This window comes from Streptomyces sp. AC602_WCS936 (genome assembly GCF_019049125.1).
In the GTDB taxonomy this organism is placed as follows: Bacteria; Actinomycetota; Actinomycetes; order Streptomycetales; family Streptomycetaceae; genus Streptomyces.
Window position 1 is genome coordinate 93291 of sequence record NZ_JAGMUF010000137.1, and the last position, 16231, is coordinate 109521.

The 16231-nt window shown below is 73.7% G+C and carries 14 protein-coding genes and 1 pseudogene; 6 read left to right on the forward strand and 9 right to left on the reverse strand.

All coding sequences use genetic code 11. The features are described from left to right. The first annotated feature begins 64 nt into the window (after window positions 1–64). Entirely contained in the window at window positions 65–1867 is a 1803-nt protein-coding gene (locus KUM03_RS36630; protein WP_217254887.1) for a thiamine pyrophosphate-requiring protein, read from the forward strand. Next, window positions 1864–2967 carry an SDR family oxidoreductase gene (locus KUM03_RS36635; RefSeq protein WP_217254888.1) on the forward strand — a complete coding sequence of 368 codons (1104 nt, stop codon included), beginning with the start codon at window positions 1864–1866 and terminating at the stop codon, window positions 2965–2967. Before KUM03_RS36630 ends, KUM03_RS36635 begins: the two co-directional genes overlap by 4 nt. 529 nt (window positions 2968–3496) lie before the next feature. On the opposite strand, the gene KUM03_RS36640 is transcribed toward KUM03_RS36635, so the two are convergent. Both KUM03_RS36640 and KUM03_RS36645 read right to left on the reverse strand, forming a co-directional pair. Next, window positions 3497–4099: a PepSY domain-containing protein gene (locus KUM03_RS36640; RefSeq protein WP_217254889.1), complete on the reverse strand. Its 603-nt coding sequence runs from the start codon at window positions 4097–4099 to the stop codon at window positions 3497–3499. 62 nt (window positions 4100–4161) lie between these two features. Then, a complete protein-coding gene (locus tag KUM03_RS36645) occupies window positions 4162–4959 on the reverse strand; it encodes a ribonuclease BN (RefSeq protein WP_217254891.1) in 798 nt (265 codons plus the stop codon). Window positions 4960–5137: 178 nt separating this feature from the next. Between KUM03_RS36645 and KUM03_RS36650 the strand changes: the two genes are divergently transcribed. Next, the gene (locus KUM03_RS36650) at window positions 5138–6202 is read left to right on the forward strand and encodes a glucose 1-dehydrogenase (RefSeq protein WP_217254892.1); all 1065 of its coding nucleotides are present in this window, start codon (window positions 5138–5140) and stop codon (window positions 6200–6202) included. Further along, complete coding sequence (locus KUM03_RS36655; RefSeq protein ID WP_217254893.1) at window positions 6199–7389, forward strand: enolase C-terminal domain-like protein; 1191 nt, start codon at window positions 6199–6201, stop codon at window positions 7387–7389. The genes KUM03_RS36650 and KUM03_RS36655 overlap by 4 nt, the downstream gene beginning before the upstream one ends. A gap of 35 nt (window positions 7390–7424) precedes the next feature. On the opposite strand, the gene KUM03_RS36660 is transcribed toward KUM03_RS36655, so the two are convergent. The 6 genes and pseudogenes from KUM03_RS36660 to KUM03_RS36685 form a co-directional block, all read right to left on the reverse strand. After that, a complete protein-coding gene (locus KUM03_RS36660) occupies window positions 7425–7829 on the reverse strand; it encodes a hypothetical protein (protein ID WP_217254895.1) in 405 nt (134 codons plus the stop codon). A gap of 98 nt (window positions 7830–7927) precedes the next feature. After that, a complete protein-coding gene (locus tag KUM03_RS36665; RefSeq protein WP_217254896.1) occupies window positions 7928–9151 on the reverse strand; it encodes a cytochrome P450 in 1224 nt (407 codons plus the stop codon). Between the two features lie 157 nt (window positions 9152–9308). After that, complete coding sequence (locus tag KUM03_RS36670) at window positions 9309–10622, reverse strand: sodium:proton antiporter (RefSeq protein WP_217254897.1); 1314 nt, start codon at window positions 10620–10622, stop codon at window positions 9309–9311. A gap of 78 nt (window positions 10623–10700) precedes the next feature. Next, a complete protein-coding gene (locus KUM03_RS36675; RefSeq protein ID WP_217254898.1) occupies window positions 10701–11393 on the reverse strand; it encodes a GAF and ANTAR domain-containing protein in 693 nt (230 codons plus the stop codon). An 82-nt stretch (window positions 11394–11475) separates the two neighbouring features. Then, on the reverse strand, window positions 11476–12120 hold the full coding sequence (locus KUM03_RS36680; RefSeq protein WP_217254900.1) for a response regulator transcription factor: 645 nt from the start codon (window positions 12118–12120) through the stop codon (window positions 11476–11478). Window positions 12121–12560: 440 nt separating this feature from the next. After that, window positions 12561–13760: pseudogene (locus tag KUM03_RS36685) on the reverse strand (sensor histidine kinase); the annotation flags it as partial. A 195-nt stretch (window positions 13761–13955) separates the two neighbouring features. Between KUM03_RS36685 and KUM03_RS36690 the strand changes: the two are divergent. After that, a complete protein-coding gene (locus KUM03_RS36690; RefSeq protein WP_217254905.1) occupies window positions 13956–15044 on the forward strand; it encodes an FtsX-like permease family protein in 1089 nt (362 codons plus the stop codon). Further along, window positions 15041–15724 carry an ABC transporter ATP-binding protein gene (locus tag KUM03_RS36695; protein ID WP_217254908.1) on the forward strand — a complete coding sequence of 228 codons (684 nt, stop codon included), beginning with the start codon at window positions 15041–15043 and terminating at the stop codon, window positions 15722–15724. The genes KUM03_RS36690 and KUM03_RS36695 overlap by 4 nt, the downstream gene beginning before the upstream one ends. Window positions 15725–15731: 7 nt before the next feature. Here the strand turns inward: KUM03_RS36695 and KUM03_RS36700 are convergent, their stop codons facing one another. Then, window positions 15732–16181, reverse strand: coding sequence for a hypothetical protein (locus KUM03_RS36700; protein WP_217254910.1), 450 nt, complete (start codon window positions 16179–16181; stop codon window positions 15732–15734). Window positions 16182–16231 lie beyond the last annotated feature (50 nt).

Sequence of the window (16231 nt, forward strand, 5' to 3'; positions counted from 1 at the left end):
CGGGCGGCCGGGGAAGGCAACTCCACAAGCCGACCGTTGTCCCCCCACGTCCCGGGAGAGCCTCATGACCCAAGTCGCCGACTATGTGCTCCAGCGTCTGTCCGAGTGGGGCGTCCAGCGTGTGTACGGCTATCCGGGTGACGGCATCAACGGTCTGCTCGGCGCCTTCGACCGGGCCGACGGCGACCCGGAGTTCATCCAGGCGCGGCACGAGGAGATGTCCGCGTTCATGGCCTGCGCGCACGCGAAGTTCACCGGTGAGGTGGGCTGCTGCATTGCCACTTCGGGCCCGGGTGCCGTGCACCTGCTCAACGGCCTGTACGACGCCAAGCTCGACCACCAGCCCGTGGTCGCCGTGGTCGGCCAGCAGAAGCGGCTGTCGCTGGGCACGCACTACCAGCAGGAGATCGCCCTCGACCAGCTGTTCGCGGACGTGTCCGAGTTCTGTCAGATGGTCGTGCACCCGGGCCAGGCCCGGCACGTGATCGACCGCGCCTTCAAGACCGCGCTGACCACCCGGGGCGTCGCCACGATCATCATCCCGAACGACGTGCAGGAGGAGGACGCCATGCCCTCCCCGCCCCGGGAGCACGGTTCCGTCTTCTCCAGCGTCGGGTGGAGCCGCCCCCGGGTCCTGCCCGACCACGACGAGCTGCGCAAGGCCGCCGACGTGCTCAACGCGGGCGACAAGGTCGCCATGCTGGTCGGCCAGGGCGCCGCCAACGCCGAGGCCGAGGTCATGGAGGTGGCCGAACTGCTCGGCGCCGGCGTCGCCAAGGCGCTGCTCGGCCGCGAGGTCCTGCCCGACGACCTGCCGTACGTCACCGGACCCATCGGCCTGCTGGGCAGCAAGGCCAGCGACAAGATGATCCAGGGCTGCGACACCCTGCTGATGGTCGGCAGCAGCTTCCCGTACTCGGAGTGGCTGCCCGAGGAGGGCCAGGCCAAGGGCGTCGAGATCGACATCGACGGACGCATGATCGGCATCCGCTACCCCATGGACGCCCACCTCGTCGGTGACTCCAAGGAGACCCTGCGCGCGCTGATCCCGCTGCTCCAGCGCAAGAAGGACCGCGGCTGGCGGGAGAAGATCGAGAAGGACGTGCGGGAGTGGCACGACCTCGCCGACCGCTGGGCCGGCGAGCACTTCGGCAAGACCATCAACCCGCAGGCCGTAGCCGCCGAACTCTCCTCCCGCCTGCCCGACGACGCCATCCTCACGGCCGACTCCGGCTCGGGCACCAACTGGTGGGCCCGGCACATCAAGCTCCGCGAGGGCATGCGCGCCTCGCTGTCCGGCACCCTGGCGACGATGGGCCCCGGGACGCCGTACGCCATCGCCGCGCGGTTCGCCTACCCGGACCGGCCGGTGATCGCCTTCATCGGGGACGGCGCGTTCCAGATGAACGGCATGAACGAGATGATCACCGTCAAGCGGTATCTGGACCGCCTGTCCGGCCCGGCCCCGCTGATCTTCTGCGTCTTCAACAACCAGGACCTCAACCAGGTCACCTGGGAGCAGCGCGCCATGGCCGGTGACCCCAAGTACCCCGGCTCGCAGGACATCCCCGATGTCCCCTACGCCGCCTACGCCGAACTCCTCGGCCTCAAGGGCATCGTCTGCGCCGACCCCAAGAAGGTCGGTGACGCCTGGGACGAGGCACTGTCCGCGGACCGGCCCGTGGTCCTGGAGTTCAAGGTCGACGCGGAGATCGCGCCGATCCCGCCGCACATCATGAAGGAGCAGGGCAAGAAGGCCGTCAAGGCGGCGCTGCACGACCCGGAAGCCACCGGGATCGCCACCAAGGGCGTACGCCAGAAGCTCACCGAGTACGCCGAGCACCTGCCCGGCCGGGGCAAGAAGTGAGCGGCACCCGGCGCCGGGGCAGGAACGGCACCGAGGTCGTCGTCGTCACCGGCGCGACCGGCGGCGTCGGCCGGGCCGCGGCCCGTGCCTTCGGCGCCCGCGGCAGTGCGGTGGCCCTGCTCGCGCGCGGCGAGCACGCCCTGGAGCGGGCGGCCGAGGAGGTCCGGGAGGCGGGCGGGCGCGCGCTGCCGCTGGTGGTGGACGTCTCCGACGCCGAAGCGGTGGACGCGGCGGCCGGGCGGATCGAGGCGGAGCTCGGCCCGATCGACGTGTGGGTGAACGCCGCCTTCTCGACCGTCTTCGCGCCTGTGGCGGAGGTCAGGCCCGAGGAACTGCGGCGGGCCACCGAGGTCACCTACTTCGGCTTCGTCCACGGCACCCAGGCCGCCCTGCGGCGCATGACCCCGCGCGACCGCGGCACCATCGTCCAGGTCGGCTCCGCCCTGGCCCAGCGCAGCGTTCCGCTCCAGGCGGTGTACTGCGGGGCCAAGCACGCCATCCAGGGCTTCACCGATTCCCTGCGCTGCGAGCTGCTGCACGACCGCAGCGGGGTGCGGGTGACCATGGTGCAGATGCCAGGGCTCAACACGCCCCAGTTCAGCTGGGTGCTCACCCGGCTGCCCCGGCACCCGCGCCCGGTGGCCCCCGTCTACCAGCCCGAGGTCGCCGCCGAGGCGGTCCTGTACGCCGCGGACCATCCCGAGCGGCGCGAGTACTGGGTCGGCGGCTCGACCGTCGCCACCCTGCTGGGCCAGAAGCTCGTCCCGGGGCTCCTGGACCGCTACTTGGCCCGGACCGGCTACGACGGGCAGCAGACCGACGAGCCCATCGACCCGTCCCGGCCGGTCAACCTCTGGAAGCCGCCGGACGACACCGCCCCCGCCGACTACGGTGCCCACGGCATCTTCGACGACGAGGCCCACCCGCGCAGTCTCCAGTTCTGGCTCTCCCGCCACCGCCGCCCGCTCGCCCTGGCCGCCGCCGTGACCGGAACGGCCGCCGCCGCGCTCGCCGGCGGCATGCGCCGGCGCTCCCGGCACGGTGCGGTCGAGGCGTCACTGCGCCGGACCGCGCGCGCCGCCCGGAGGGCGTGGACGTAGGTCCGTCCGGGAGAACCGCCAGGTCTTTCCCGGCGCTCGACCGCCCGGCTTCCGGGCGTCGGGGGCGGTTGCCGGGTGTGCCGGACGGGTGTCCGTGCGCGGGTGATGGTCGCGCCCGAAGGCGGGACGCTGCGGTGCTCAGTCGTGCTGGGCCCGGGCCGATGCGCCCCGCTCGGCGCCTGGGCGCCCGTCCTGGCTTCGGTTCGTGTGTGGGTGATGGTCGCGCCGAGGGCGGGACGCCGTCGTGGTCAGGGGTGTTCATCCCGGTGCCGGGACGCCCGGCTCGGCGGCCGGGTGCTGTCCCGGCCTCTGGTCGGGTGTCGGGGGCGGGCGCCGGGTGTGTGCGGGCGCGGTCGGCGGTGCGTGCGGGCACCGGGCCGGGCGACGGTCCCGGGAGGGGTGCCGGTCCGGCAGAGACCGTGCCGGTCCGGCAGGACACGGCCCGGTTCGTGCCCGTCTCCGCCGGGACAGTCCGGTTGCGCGCCGGTGCCGGCAGGGTAAGCCCGCCCGAAGCCCGTCCTACCGCGCCTCACGCGGCCGGTGAGGCCGTCCGCCGGTCGAGTACGTCCTTCGTCGCCGCGTCGACCAGGTAGGTCTGTGTGTGGTCCCGGCGCACGGTGGTCACCTCCACGGACCACACCGTGCGAGCCTGCCGGTCCTTCTCCAGGCGGATGCCGGACACCTTGCCGAAGTCCGGGCTCTTCACCTGCTCGACCGCCTCCTCGGGCAGCACCTCGGCCGAGTCGGCCAGCGCGGCGATCCGCTCCTTGTCCGCGGCCGTCTGCCCGCCCGGCACGGCGGTGCCCAGCAGCCGCCCGTGCACGGCCCCGACGCGGACCACGTGAACGGTTCCGTCCCGGCCGGCGACCCGGGTGTACCAGACGGGTTCCGGCTCGGTGGCCCCGCGCAGTGCCACCGAGAGCAGTTGGCTGCCGGAGACCTCGTCGAGCGCCTCGCGCACGGCACGGTCGTAGGGTGCCTCGACCTGTGGCAGCACCTCCGGGCGCGGCGAGGGCGGTGGGCCCTCGCAGGCGGCGCCCGTGGCAAGCAGCACGCCCGCCGCCACGGACGCGGAGACCCACGGGACGCGGGCGCGGTGCCGGGCGCCGGTGCACATCAGGAGGCGGACCATGGAACGTATGCCTTTCCGGTAGCGGGCGGGGAGGGCGAAGGACCGAACGACCGACGGACAACTCACTCCCGGTCGATCGTGCGCGTCCACCAGTGGTGCTCGCAGAACCAGTGACCGACCATCGCGCCGCCGAACACGACGAACCCCACGCCGATCAGCCAGGACTCCACCACCAGCACGATGCCGACGGTGCCGTAGCTGATCGCGTTGTCCAGGATGAGCGGGGTGAAGACCAGGTACGAGAAGCCCCGCAGCCCGATGAGGCCGACCATGGTCGCGACGGCCCCCGGCAGCAGGTCCCGCCAGCGGACCTGGCTGCCGAGCAGGAAGTGCTGCCCCCACCAGAAGAACAGCATGCCCGTCGCCGTGGACAGCACGATCCGCACCGACCCGTGCAGCGCGGTCCGCGTCTGGACCTCCTGATAGAGGTAGGCGGTCAGCATGACCACCCAGGTCAGCTGGCGCCACACGCGGTGCCACGGGCCGGAGGGCAGCTCCCAGATGCGCTCGTAGCCGTTCTGCACACTCGCCGCGAAGGACACGCCGAACACGGCGAGCGCGATGCCGCCCCAGATGCTGGTGGTGCCGATGACCTTGGTCGGCGGACTGATGATGTCGGTCAGCACCTTGGCGGACCGGCCGGACAGTCCCATGCCGTCGGCCAGCCAGGACGCGAAACCGCCGCGTCCGAGCGGGTCGAAGGCGGCCACCACGATGAGCAGCGGCGCCAGTGTGACCAGGGCGAGGGTGGCGAACCCCATGGCACGGTGCATCAGCTCCAGGTCCCGGCCGCGCCGGACCAGGGCGGAAGCGGCCAACCGGTCCCACACACGGTGGAACGGCTGCCAGAACCGGTTCACGGAGTGCTCCTCGGGCGGTCCTTCCGATGGCTCGTGGACGCGCAACTGAGTGACCCGGTGACGGCCTGGGCAAACGTGCCGCCACCCGGACGCCCGCCGCACACCCGCGGGCGGCCCACGCATGGGTCGGGCGGTGCGGGGAACCGGCCCGGGAAGGCGAGCCGAGAGGATGACCACCATGCGCGCACTGACCGTCCGCCCGGGCCGGGACGGCTCACTCGGCGTGGAGGAGGTCCCGGACCCGGAACCGGCCGCCGGTGAACTAGTGGTCCACGGTCTGGCCCTCGGCGTCTGCGGCACGGACCGGGAGATCGCCTCGGGCACCTACGGCCAGGCCCCGCCGCACCACGACCGGCTGGTCCTCGGCCACGAGTCGCTCGGCCGGGTGGCCGAGGCACCGCGGGACAGCGGCTTCAGCCCCGGCGACCTGGTGGCGGGCGTGGTGCGACGCCCCGACCCCGAGCCGTGCGGCGCCTGCGCGCACGGCGAGTTCGACATGTGCCGCAACGGCCGCTACCGCGAGCGCGGCATCAAGGAACTGGACGGCTACGGCTCCGAGCTGTGGTGCCTGGAGCCCGGCTACGCCGTGCGGATCGACCCGGCCCTGGGACTCGCCGGCGTGCTCATGGAGCCGACCAGTGTCGTGGCCAAGGCCTGGGAGCAGATCGAGCGGGTCGGCGCCCGGGCCTGGTTCGAACCCCGGTCCGTACTGGTGACCGGGGCCGGCCCCATCGGCCTGCTCGCTGCCCTGCTCGGGCGGCAGCGCGGCCTCGACGTGCACGTCCTGGACCGGGTCACGGACGGCCCGAAGCCGGATCTGGTGCGCGCCCTCGGCGCCGCCTACCACAGCGACGCGGCGGACGACGTGCTCGCCGCCGTACGCCCCGACGTGGTGGTCGAGGCCACCGGCGCCGGCCGGCTGGTGTTCGACGCGATCCGCGGAACGGCGGCGTACGGCGTCGTCTGCCTCACCGGCGTCTCGCCCACCGGCCGGTCCCTGACCGTCGACGCGGGCACGGTCAACCGTGACATCGTGCTGGAGAACGACGTCGTGGTGGGCTCCGTCAACGCCAACCTGCGCCACTTCCGGCAGGCGGCCGACGCGCTGGCCCGGGCCGACCGGGACTGGCTGGACCGGCTCCTCACCCGCCGGGTGCCCCTGGCCCACGCGACCCGGGCCTTCGAACGGAGCCCCGGCGACATCAAGACGGTGATCACACTGGACGGGGAGACGGCGCGATGACGCCGGTCACCGGGTCCGGCGCCCAGCCACCGGTTCCTCGCACGGCCGACGCGACGGCACTGGACTCGTGCACGGTCGACGCGGTCGACGTGCACGCCTTCGAGGTCCCCACCGACGGCCCGGACGGCAGGGAGCAGGACGGCACCCTGGAGTGGGACTCCACGACCCTGGTCCTCGTGCGCGTGCACGCCGGCGGCCGGACCGGCATCGGCTACACCTACGGGGACCTGTCCGTCGCCTCCTTCGCGCAGTCCGTGCTGGCGCCGGTCATCGAGGGCGGGGCGGTCTCCTCGCCGCCGGCGCTGTGGGAGCGGATGGGGGCGCGCATGCGCAACGCCGGCCGTCCGGGTGTCGGGGCCATGGCCCTGTCCGCCGTAGACGTGGCGCTGTGGGACCTCAAGGCGAGGCTGCTGGACCTGCCCCTGATCCACCTCCTCCCCTCCTTCCACGACCAGGTGCCCGTCTACGGCAGCGGGGGCTTCACCAACTACCCGCTGGACCGGCTCACCGACCAGCTCTCCGGGTGGGTGGAGCAGGGCATCCCCCGGGTGAAGCTGAAGACCTCGCGCGACCCGGAGGCCGATGCCGACCGCCTGACCGCGGTGCGCCGGGCGGTCGGCGACGGACCGGAACTGTTCGCCGACGCCAACGGGGCGCTGGGCCGCAAGGAGGCCCTGTACTGGGCGCACCGGTTCCACGACGAGTGGGACGTGCGCTGGTTCGAGGAGCCCGTCGGCTCCGCGGACCTGGAGGGTCTGCGCATGCTCCGGGACCGGGGGCCCGCCCGTCTGGAGGTCACCGCGGGGGAGTACGCCTTCACCGCCCAGGACTTCGCCAACCTCACCGACGGGCCGGCCGTGGACTGCCTCCAGGCCGACGTCACCCGCTGCGGCGGCATCACGGGCGTACTGGAGGTCGCCGGCCTGTCGGCCACCTCGCACCTCGACCTGTCCGCGCACTGCGCGCCGGCCGTCTCCGCCCACGCCTTCTGCGCCGTGCGCCGGCTGCGCCACCTGGAGTACTTCCACGACCACGTCCGTGTCGAGCGGCTGCTCTTCGACGGCCCTCTGTCGCCCGACGGCGGCGCGCTGCGCCCCGACCCGGGGCGGCCGGGGCTGGGACTGGACGTCAGGTGGCCGGACGCGGAGCCCTACCGCGCGTACGGGACCCGCCCGGCCACGGCCTGATCACGGGACCGGATGGACCGGATGACGGGCCCGGATCACGGGTCCATGCGCTGTTGCTGCTCGCGCATGCGCTCGTTGTGCCAGGCGATGGCGGCCCGTATCTGCGAGTTCTGGAGGCCGGTCCGGCAACCGAGCTGGTCCATGGACAGCGCCGTCGGGCCCGTGGTCAGGGCTCGGGTGAGTTTCGCCGCCCACAGCTCCTCGTCCACGAAGGGCCGGTGCGCGTAACCGTCCTTGATCACGTCGAAGTGGTCGTCGCAGCACGTCGTGATGAGCCGCAGCCCGTCGAACCACTCCTTGCTGGCGTGCGCCGCGGAGGAGTCCGGCACGTAACCGCGCACGGCCTCGTCCTCCGGAAAGATCCTGGCGCACAGGTCGCACAGCTCCATGGGGACCGGCTTCGCGGCCCGGCGGCCCTTCCTGCCCTTGCGTTTCCACATGGCGACTCCCGGGGATCGGCGTCCGGAATGCCGGAGTTACCCGAAGGGCGGGGTGCAAACGCCCCACGAGTGAAGGTACGGGGCGCGGCCGGAAGGCGCTAGACCAGCCTGACCGGCAGCTCGTACAGGTCGTTCTGCGTGACCACCGGCTTGTTGCGCAGCTCGGACGCGGGCACGGCCAGGTCCAGCCGCGGGAAGCGGGCGTAGAGCGCGGGCAGCGCCACAGCGGCCTCCAGCCGGGACAGGGCCGCGCCGGGGCACACATGCGGGCCGTGCCCGAAGGAGATGTGCCGGCTGGGCGAGCTGCGGGTGATGTCGAACTCGCCCGCCGCGGGACCGTGCGCCCGCTCGTCCCGGCCCAGCGCGCCGTACGACACGATCAGCGCGTCCCCGGCGGGTATCACCCGGTCGCAGACCGGGACGTCCTCGGTGGCGAAGCGGATCAGGACGTGGGAGGTCGGGGTCGAGTAGCGCAGCGTCTCCTCGACGACCGCGGACCAGTCCGCCTCACCGGAGAGCACCAGGGTCCGCTGCTCGGGGTGCGTGGACAGGTTGACCACGGAGTTCACGATCAGCGAGATCGTGGTCTCGTGCCCCGCGGCCACCATCAGCTGGAGCGTGGAGACGATCTCCGCGTCGGTGAGGTGGTCCCCGTCCTCGGAGGCCAGGATCAGCGCGCTGGTCAGGTCGTCGCCCGGCGCCGCGCGCTTCGCGGCGACCGTGTCGGCCATGGTCCCGGCCAGCTCGGTGAGGGTCGCGACGACCTGATCGGGCGGCGTCTGCGTCGAGAAGAACCTCTCGAACAGCACCTTCAGCCGCGGCAGCCGCGCCTCCTCGATGCCCATCAGATCGGCGACGACGTACATCGGCAGCGGGTGGGCGAAGGCGGCCTTGAGGTCGACGACGCCGCCGTCCGCGGGCAGTTCGTCCAGCAGACGGCCGGTCAGCTCGGTGATCCGCCCCCGCATGTGCTCCACCCGGCGCACGGTGAGCGCCTGCGCCACGAGGGTGCGCAGCCGGCGGTGCTCGGCACCGTCCACGGTGAGCATCGAGCGGCCGGGGTCGGCCAGCCCGATCAGCGGCCAGTCCGCGGGTATCTCGCCGCGCCGCCACGCCCCCCACACGTCGATGTCCTTGACCAGCCGGGGATCCGTCAGGAGGGTCTTGGCCTCCGCGTGGTGCGTGACCGCCCAGACGGGCACGCCGCCCGGCAGCTCCACGGCCGCGAGCGGTCCGGCCGCGCGCAGCCGGGCACCCTCGCCGTCCAGGTCGGTGACGAACGGGTCCAGCGGAATCCGGGCTTCTTCGGTGCCGGTCGTCATGCTGACGTGCCTCTCGGGGCGGGGAAGGAGCGGGCGGAAGCGTGCCGGAGCGGTCACACGGCACGCAACAGGCGATCACTATAAGGGAGTTCATGATCCGATCGAGAAGGGTCCCGTTCGGTCACCGTATGCTTCGGGCCGGTCCGGGACGGCCGGGTCACAGCCGCTCGCCGGCCACGTCGTCCTCGTCCGGCGTCCGTCCGGCGGGCCGTCGGCCGCCGGCCCTGAGCAGCCTGAGCCGGTCCAGGCGGGAGATCGCGGGGGAGGCGGTCACCCCGTGCAGGACGACGGAGGCGAGCACCGTGAACGCCACCACGGCCCACAACTCCCCGGCGGGCACGTGGAAGCCCTCCGTACCGAGCGCGTGCGCCAGGTAGAACAGCGAGCCGATGCCGCGGATGCCGAAGAAGGCGGTCACGGCACGTTCCCGGGGGCCGGCCGCGGCGCCGAACTGCGCGACCCATCCGGTCACCGGCCGGACCACGAGCAGCACGAGCAGGCCGACGGCCGCGCCCCGCCAGGTCAGATCGGCCAGGGCGCCCTGCGCCACGCACGCGCCCAGCAGGAAGAGGAGACCGGCGGTCAGCAGTCGTTCGACCTGCTCCACGAAGTCGTGCAGCACGGCGTGGTAGCCGTGGTCGCGTTCGGCGGCGCGGATGCGGCAGGCGGTGACGAAGACGGCCAGGAAGCCGTAGCCGTGGGCGAGTTCGGTGACCCCGTAGGAGAGGAACGTGGCACCCAGGGCGACGAAGCCCTCCCGGTGCTCGGACAGCCGTACCGCCTGCCGGCCGGCCCGGAAGAAGAGCCAGCCGAGCAGCTTGCCGACGGCCAGGCCGCCCAGGACGCCGATCACGCACCCGTACAGCAGGTCGACCAGCAGCCAGTGGCCGACCCAGTCACCGGACAGGCCCGTGCCCGCCGCGGCGGTCAGCGCGATCGCCGCCATGACGACGGGGAAGGCGAGGCCGTCGTTGAGGCCGGCCTCGCTGGTGAGAGCGAAGCGCACCTCGTCCTCGTCGTGCTCGGAGTCGGTGGGCGCGCCCACCCGTACCTCGGAGGCGAGCACCGGGTCGGTGGGCGCGAGCACGGCCGCCAGCAGCAGCGCCGCGGCCGGCGGCCAGTCCAGCAGCCACCAGGCCAGCAGCCCCGTGACCGCGACGGTCAGCGGCATGGTGATGCCGATCAGCCGCCAGGGCGCCTGCCAGCGCCGTAGGCCGAACGGGCGGTTGAGCGCGAGGCCGGCGCCCATCAGGGAGACGATGACGCAGATCTCGGTGAGGTGTTCCACCCACACCCGGTCGCGGACCAGGTCGATCTCCGGGAGCGGGGTGGGCAGCAGTTGCAGGGCGACGCCGAAGGCCAGGAACACCAGCGGCATGGACAGCGGCCGTCCGGCCACCAGACGCGGCAGCACGGCCGCCGCGAGCGCGCCCGCCCCGAGCACGGCGAAGAGGAAGTCAGCCAAGGCCATCGCTGACGTGTGCCCGCCACGGCCGAGCGGTACGCCATCCGGTGCGGTACGGGTGCGGGGCGCCGGCCGGGTGCCGGCTCAGGACAGGCCGCCCTCTTCGACCACCCGGCGGGCGACCTCGCGGAGTTTCACGTTGTGGTCCTGCGAGTACCGGCGCAGTGTCGCGAAGGCCTGGTCCTCGGTGATGCGGTGCCTGCCCATGAGGATGCCCATCGCCTCACCGATGGTGTGCCGGGTGCCGATGGCCTGCTGCAGCTGGGCGTGCGTACGGGCACTGGAGAAGGCGACCGCGGCGTGCGAGGCGAGCAGCCAGCCCGCCGTCTCACTGGCCGCCGTGAACGCCCCGGGCCTGAAGGAGTAGAGGTTGAGCGCCCCGAGGTCCTCGTCCTCGGTGAACAGCAGGAACCCCATCATGCTGCCCAGATTCAGCTTGCGTGCCTCGGGCACGTACTTGGGCCAGCGCCGCGCCTGGTCGGTGAAGTCCGCGATCCGGAACTGCCGCGCCCCCGTGGAGGTCCGGGCGGCGTCGAAGCAGGGCCCCTCGCCGACGCGCCCCTGCAGTTCGTCGCTGTCGACGACCACCTGGTCGGTCGGGGCGAGGGACTGCACCTGGCTGCCGCGCAGGATGAGGATGCCCGCGGCGTCGCAGCCCTCCACCAGTTCCGTCGCGGAAAAGGTGATCCGCTTCAGTGTGTCGTTCACCGACTCCTGCGCCAGGAGATCGCGCGCCAGCGACGCCATCTGCTCGGCGAACCCGCGCCAGTCGTCCATGCCGCCTCCTCCTCACTCCGTGCAAGGGTTCCCACGAAGTGCCGGAAGGCAACCCCGGACCGGCGAGGACTCCCGGCCCGGCTCAGCGCCGGATGAGGCCGAGGGCCGTGGCGGCGGCGACCGCGGCGGTGCGGGAGTCCACGTCCAGCTTGGTGTAGACGCGGGCGAGGTGCGACTTGACGGTGCCCTCGGTCAGATGGAGCCGGGCGGCGATGTGCTGGTTGGACAGCCCCTCGGCGACCAGGGACAGCACCTCGGTCTCACGGCGGGTCAGCGAGGTGTGCGGCTCGCGCAGGCGGGTCATCAGCCGGTCGGCGACCGTGGGCGCGAGCGCGGTGCGGCCCGCGGCGGCGGTGCGCACCGCCGCCGCGAGGTCCTCGGGCGGCGCGTCCTTGAGCAGGTAGCCGGTGGCGCCGGCCTCGATGGCGGGCAGGGTGTCGGCGTCGGTGTCGTACGTCGTGACGATCAGGACGCGCGGCGCGCCCGCCCGCGCGGTGATCGCGGCCGTGGCCTCCGCGCCGCCCATGCCCCCGCCGAACCGCAGGTCCATCAGCACCACGTCGATGTCGCCCCGGCCCGCCCGGGCGACGGCCTCCTCGGCGGTCGCGGCCTCGGCGGCCACGGTGATGCCGTCCTCGGTCTCCAGCACCGCGCGCAGCCCCGCGCGGACGACGGGGTGGTCGTCGGCGAGCAGCAGCCGGATCGGCGTCGGGGCGGTCTCGGTCACGGGTGTGCCTCGGGGTCGTCGGGGTCGGGCTCGGGCACGGGCTTTGGCTCGGGCATGGGCTCGGGCTCGGGCTCGGGCACGGGTGCCGGCTTGGGTTCGGGTGCGGGTGCCGGCTTGGGATCGGCCTTGGGTCTGGGCTCGTGTGCAGGTCCGGGGCCGGGTGCTGGCTTGGGTCCGGGTTTGGGCTCGGGTGCAGGTCCGGGGCCGGGTGCGGGGTTGGGTTCGGGCTTGGGCTCGTGTGCAGGTCCGGGGCCGGGTGCTGGCTTGGGTTCGGGTTTGGGCTCGTGTGCAGGTCCGGGGCCGGGTTCAGGCTTGGGCCCGGGATCGGGCTTGGGTTCGGGCTCGGGTGCAGGCCTCGGCTCGGGTGCAGGTCCGGGTCCGGGGCCGGGCTCGGGATTGGGCTTCGCAGCGGGCACGGGACTGGACTTTGCAGCGGGCGCGGGATCGACTGCCGGACCGGCTGCGGCCTCGAGCGGGACGCGCGCGGTGAGCGCGGTGCCGCGCCCGTGCGCGGACTCGACGGTGAGCGTGCCGTCCAGGGCGTGCACGCGGGCCCGCATCGCCGGCAGCCCGAAGCCGCCGCCGTCCGGTCCGGGCACGGAGACGGCACCGGGATCGAATCCCACCCCGTCGTCGGTGACGCCCAGGGTGACGCAGTCGTCGAGGTAGGCCAGGGTCACCTCGGCCTTTCCGGCCCGGGCGTGCCCGACCGTGTTGGCCAGCGCCGACTGCGCGACACGCAGCAGGGCGACCTCCTGAGCGGTGGACAGCGCGCGCGGCCGGCCGGCGAGGCGGAAACGGACGTTGAGACGGTGCCGGTCGGTCGTGGTCGCGCACAGGCGCTCCAGCGCGTCGGCGAGCGTGGTGTCGTCCAGGGCCGGCGGCGCGAGCGCGGCGACGAGCCGGCGGGCCTCGGCGAGATTGTCCAGCGCGGCCTGACGGGCCTGGCCCACGTACGTGGTGGCGGGCCCCGGCCCCTCGGGCAGGGTCCGCTCGGCGGCGCGGAGCAGCAACTGGATGCTGGACAGGCCCTGGGCGAGGGTGTCGTGGATCTCCCGGGCCAGGCGTTCTCGTTCCTCCAGCACCCCCGCGGCCCGCTGGGCCTCGGCCAGGTCGGCGCGGGTGACCGTGAGCTCCTCGATGAGCCGCCGCCGCGCTTCACTCTCGCGGTACAGCGCCTGGTAGCCCCACACCACCGCCACGGCGACGGCGGCCCCGAGCCCCGGGCCGATCACGGTGGCCGCCGTGAACGTCCCCTGGTGGGCGGCGAACGCCGCGATCGCCGCGACCGCCGTGGCGACGACCGCGGTCAGCCCGGCCCGGCGGGACAGCAGGTGCAGCTGGACGAAGTACAGCGGGAACGCCAGCCACACCCCCTCGGCGGACAGCGCCAGCAGCGCGAGCCACACCGCGCCGACCGCGCCCAGCCACAGGGCGGCCGCACGGCGGGACGAACGGACCGGTTCGAGCGCGGGGCCCACGGCGTACACCACGCCCACCACCGCGGCCACCGCGGCGACGGCGGGTGCGTGCGGCCGGTCGTCCGCCACCGCCCGCACCGCCGGAAGGGCCAGCAGGCCGGCCACGAGCAGGTGCAGGCTCCAGGTCAGGGCCCGGGAGGTGGGAGTCAGCGCGTTCACGATCGTTCCAGCGTACGGACCTGGCCGGGGCCGGGCATCTGCCGAAAGTTGCAAGTCGCACCGCACCCTTCGGCCCCGGAAGTGCCCGCCCAGGAGCGATGCCCGGACGCCGCCGAACGGCGACGGTGGACAGCGCGCCGGTCACTCCGGCGCGTGTTCCTCCCTCCCACCGTTGTCGAAAGGCCGGGCGAAGACGTGTTTGTCGCCTTGAGAGACCTGACGTTCGCCAAGGGGCGGTTCGCCCTGATGGGCGGCGTCGTCGTACTGATCACCCTGCTGGTCGGACTGCTGTCCGGCCTCACCGCCGGCCTGGCCCGGGAGAACATCTCCGCCGTCACGTCCCTGCCCGCCGGCCGGATCGCCTTCGCCGCACCGAGCGGCGGCCAGGACCTGTCGTACGCGAACTCCACCGTGACCGAGGACCAGTGGCGCCGCTGGGAGCGGGCGCCCGGCGTCCGCAGCGCCGAACCGCTGGGCATCACCACCACACGGGCCACCGCGGGCGACCGCAGCACGGGCGTGTCCGTCTTCGGCGTCGAGCCAGGCTCGCGCCTGGTACCCGGCGGTGGCCGCGTCGACGACCGTACGGTACTGATGCCGGACTCGGTGGCCGATGAACTCGGAGTACGCGAGGGCGGCACCGTGGCGCTCGCCGGCCGGCGGCTGACCGTCGCCGTCACCGGACACGACGTCTCCTTCAGCCACACGCCCGTGGTGTGGACGAGCCTCACCACGTGGCAGTCCGTCGCCCCGCCCACCGGCGGCACCGACGGACCCGCCGCCACGGTGATCGCCCTCGACACCGCTCCCGGCGCCGACCTCGCGGCGACGGACCGGGCGGCGGACACCGAGACCGTGACCAAGGACGAGTCGCTCTCCGCGATCGGCTCCTACACCTCCGAGAACGGCTCGCTGCAGCTGATGCGCGGCTTCCTCTTCGCCATCTCGGCCCTGGTGATCGGCGCCTTCTTCACCGTGTGGACGATCCAGCGCGGCGGCGACATCGCGGTCCTGAAGGCCCTGGGCGCCACCACCGCCTCGCTGCTGCGCGACGCGCTCGGCCAGGCCGTCGTCCTGCTGGCCGGCGGCACCCTCGTGGGCACCGCCGCCGCGGTCGCGATCGGCGCCGCGGTGTCCGGCTCGGCCGTCCCCTTCGTCCTCACACCCGCCACCGTCCTCGTCCCCGCCGCCGTGATGATCCTGCTCGGCGGCCTCGGGGCGGGCCTCGCCGTCCGCCGTATCACCTCCGTCGACCCGCTGACCGCCCTGGGGAGCGCCCGATGAGCCTGCGCCTGACCGACATCACCCTCACCTACCCCGACGGCGACAGCCGGCTGACCGCCCTCGACCGCGTCACCCTGGAGGTCCCCCGGGGCGGTCTGACCGCCGTCATCGGGCCCTCCGGCTCGGGCAAGTCCAGCCTGCTGGCCGTGGCCGCGACCCTCATCACGCCCGACTCCGGCACGGTCACCGTGGACGGAGCCGACACCACCGGGATGAGCCGCGGTGAGCTGGCCGACCTGCGCCGGCACCGGATCGGCATCGTCTTCCAGCAGCCCAACCTGCTGCCGTCCCTGACCGCGGCCGAGCAGCTCCAGGTGATGGCCCACATCGACGGGCGCCGGGCGCGCGCCGCCCGGGGCCGGGCGCTGGACCTCCTCGACGCGGTCGGCCTGGCGGACCGGGCCGACCGCCGCCCCCACCAGCTCTCCGGCGGCCAGCGCCAGCGCGTCAACATCGCCCGCGCCCTGATGAACGACCCCGGTGTGCTGCTCGTCGACGAACCCACCAGCGCTCTCGACCAGGAGCGGGGCGCCGCCGTCATCGACCTGATCACCCGCCTCACCCGGGAGCGCGGCACGGCCACCGTGCTGGTCACTCACGACCACGCCCATCTGGCCGCGGCCGACCGGGTCACCGAGGTGCACGACGGCCGCCTCGGCCTGCCCGCCGCGGCCGGCTGACGCGGGCTCAGGCGCCGCCGGGCCGCAGCCGCCCGGCGGCATCCGGCGGCTGGATCCGCATGCCGGGGCGCCGCCGGTGCACGGTCAGGTACGTCACGCCGTCCGGGCCCGCGGCGACGCCCCGCGCCGAACCGTGGGGCAGCCAGGTGAGGGCGCCCGTCCGCAGCGGGCGCTCGCCGTCGGCGCAGACGAGGGCCGCCGCTCCGTCCAGGACGAGCAGCAGGACGTCGAGGTCCGGCTCGGTGTGCGTGCCGACCCGTCCACCCGCCGGGACGCGGACGACGTTGGCGTCGAGCTGCCGCCCCGGCTCGGCGAGCCGCCACAGGGCGCCGGCCGCCGCGTCGTCGCCGAGCGACAGGAGCTCCGCCGTGTCGCACAGGACCCGGGGGAGGGGAGCGTTGCCCGTCGGGGTGCCCGCCGCATCCCCGGCCGGAAAGCCGTCGTCGTCCGCTGCCATCCGAAGTCACCCTCCTCGTGCGTCCCGTGACGCATTCCACAAGATCATGG

Excerpts from the sequence above, each read along its gene's own strand:
- KUM03_RS36630 (WP_217254887.1), top strand. The coding sequence starts at position 65 with ATGACCCAAGTCGCCGACTATGTGCTCCAGCGTCTGTCCGAGTGGGGC.
- KUM03_RS36640 (WP_217254889.1), bottom strand. The coding sequence starts at position 4,099 with ATGGTCCGCCTCCTGATGTGCACCGGCGCCCGGCACCGCGCCCGCGTC.
- KUM03_RS36650 (WP_217254892.1), top strand. The coding sequence starts at position 5,138 with ATGCGCGCACTGACCGTCCGCCCGGGCCGGGACGGCTCACTCGGCGTG.
- KUM03_RS36655 (WP_217254893.1), top strand. The coding sequence starts at position 6,199 with ATGACGCCGGTCACCGGGTCCGGCGCCCAGCCACCGGTTCCTCGCACG.
- KUM03_RS36660 (WP_217254895.1), bottom strand. The coding sequence starts at position 7,829 with ATGTGGAAACGCAAGGGCAGGAAGGGCCGCCGGGCCGCGAAGCCGGTC.
- KUM03_RS36665 (WP_217254896.1), bottom strand. The coding sequence starts at position 9,151 with ATGACGACCGGCACCGAAGAAGCCCGGATTCCGCTGGACCCGTTCGTC.
- KUM03_RS36670 (WP_217254897.1), bottom strand. The coding sequence starts at position 10,622 with ATGGCCTTGGCTGACTTCCTCTTCGCCGTGCTCGGGGCGGGCGCGCTC.
- KUM03_RS36675 (WP_217254898.1), bottom strand. The coding sequence starts at position 11,393 with ATGGACGACTGGCGCGGGTTCGCCGAGCAGATGGCGTCGCTGGCGCGC.
- KUM03_RS36695 (WP_217254908.1), top strand. The coding sequence starts at position 15,041 with ATGAGCCTGCGCCTGACCGACATCACCCTCACCTACCCCGACGGCGAC.
- KUM03_RS36700 (WP_217254910.1), bottom strand. The coding sequence starts at position 16,181 with ATGGCAGCGGACGACGACGGCTTTCCGGCCGGGGATGCGGCGGGCACC.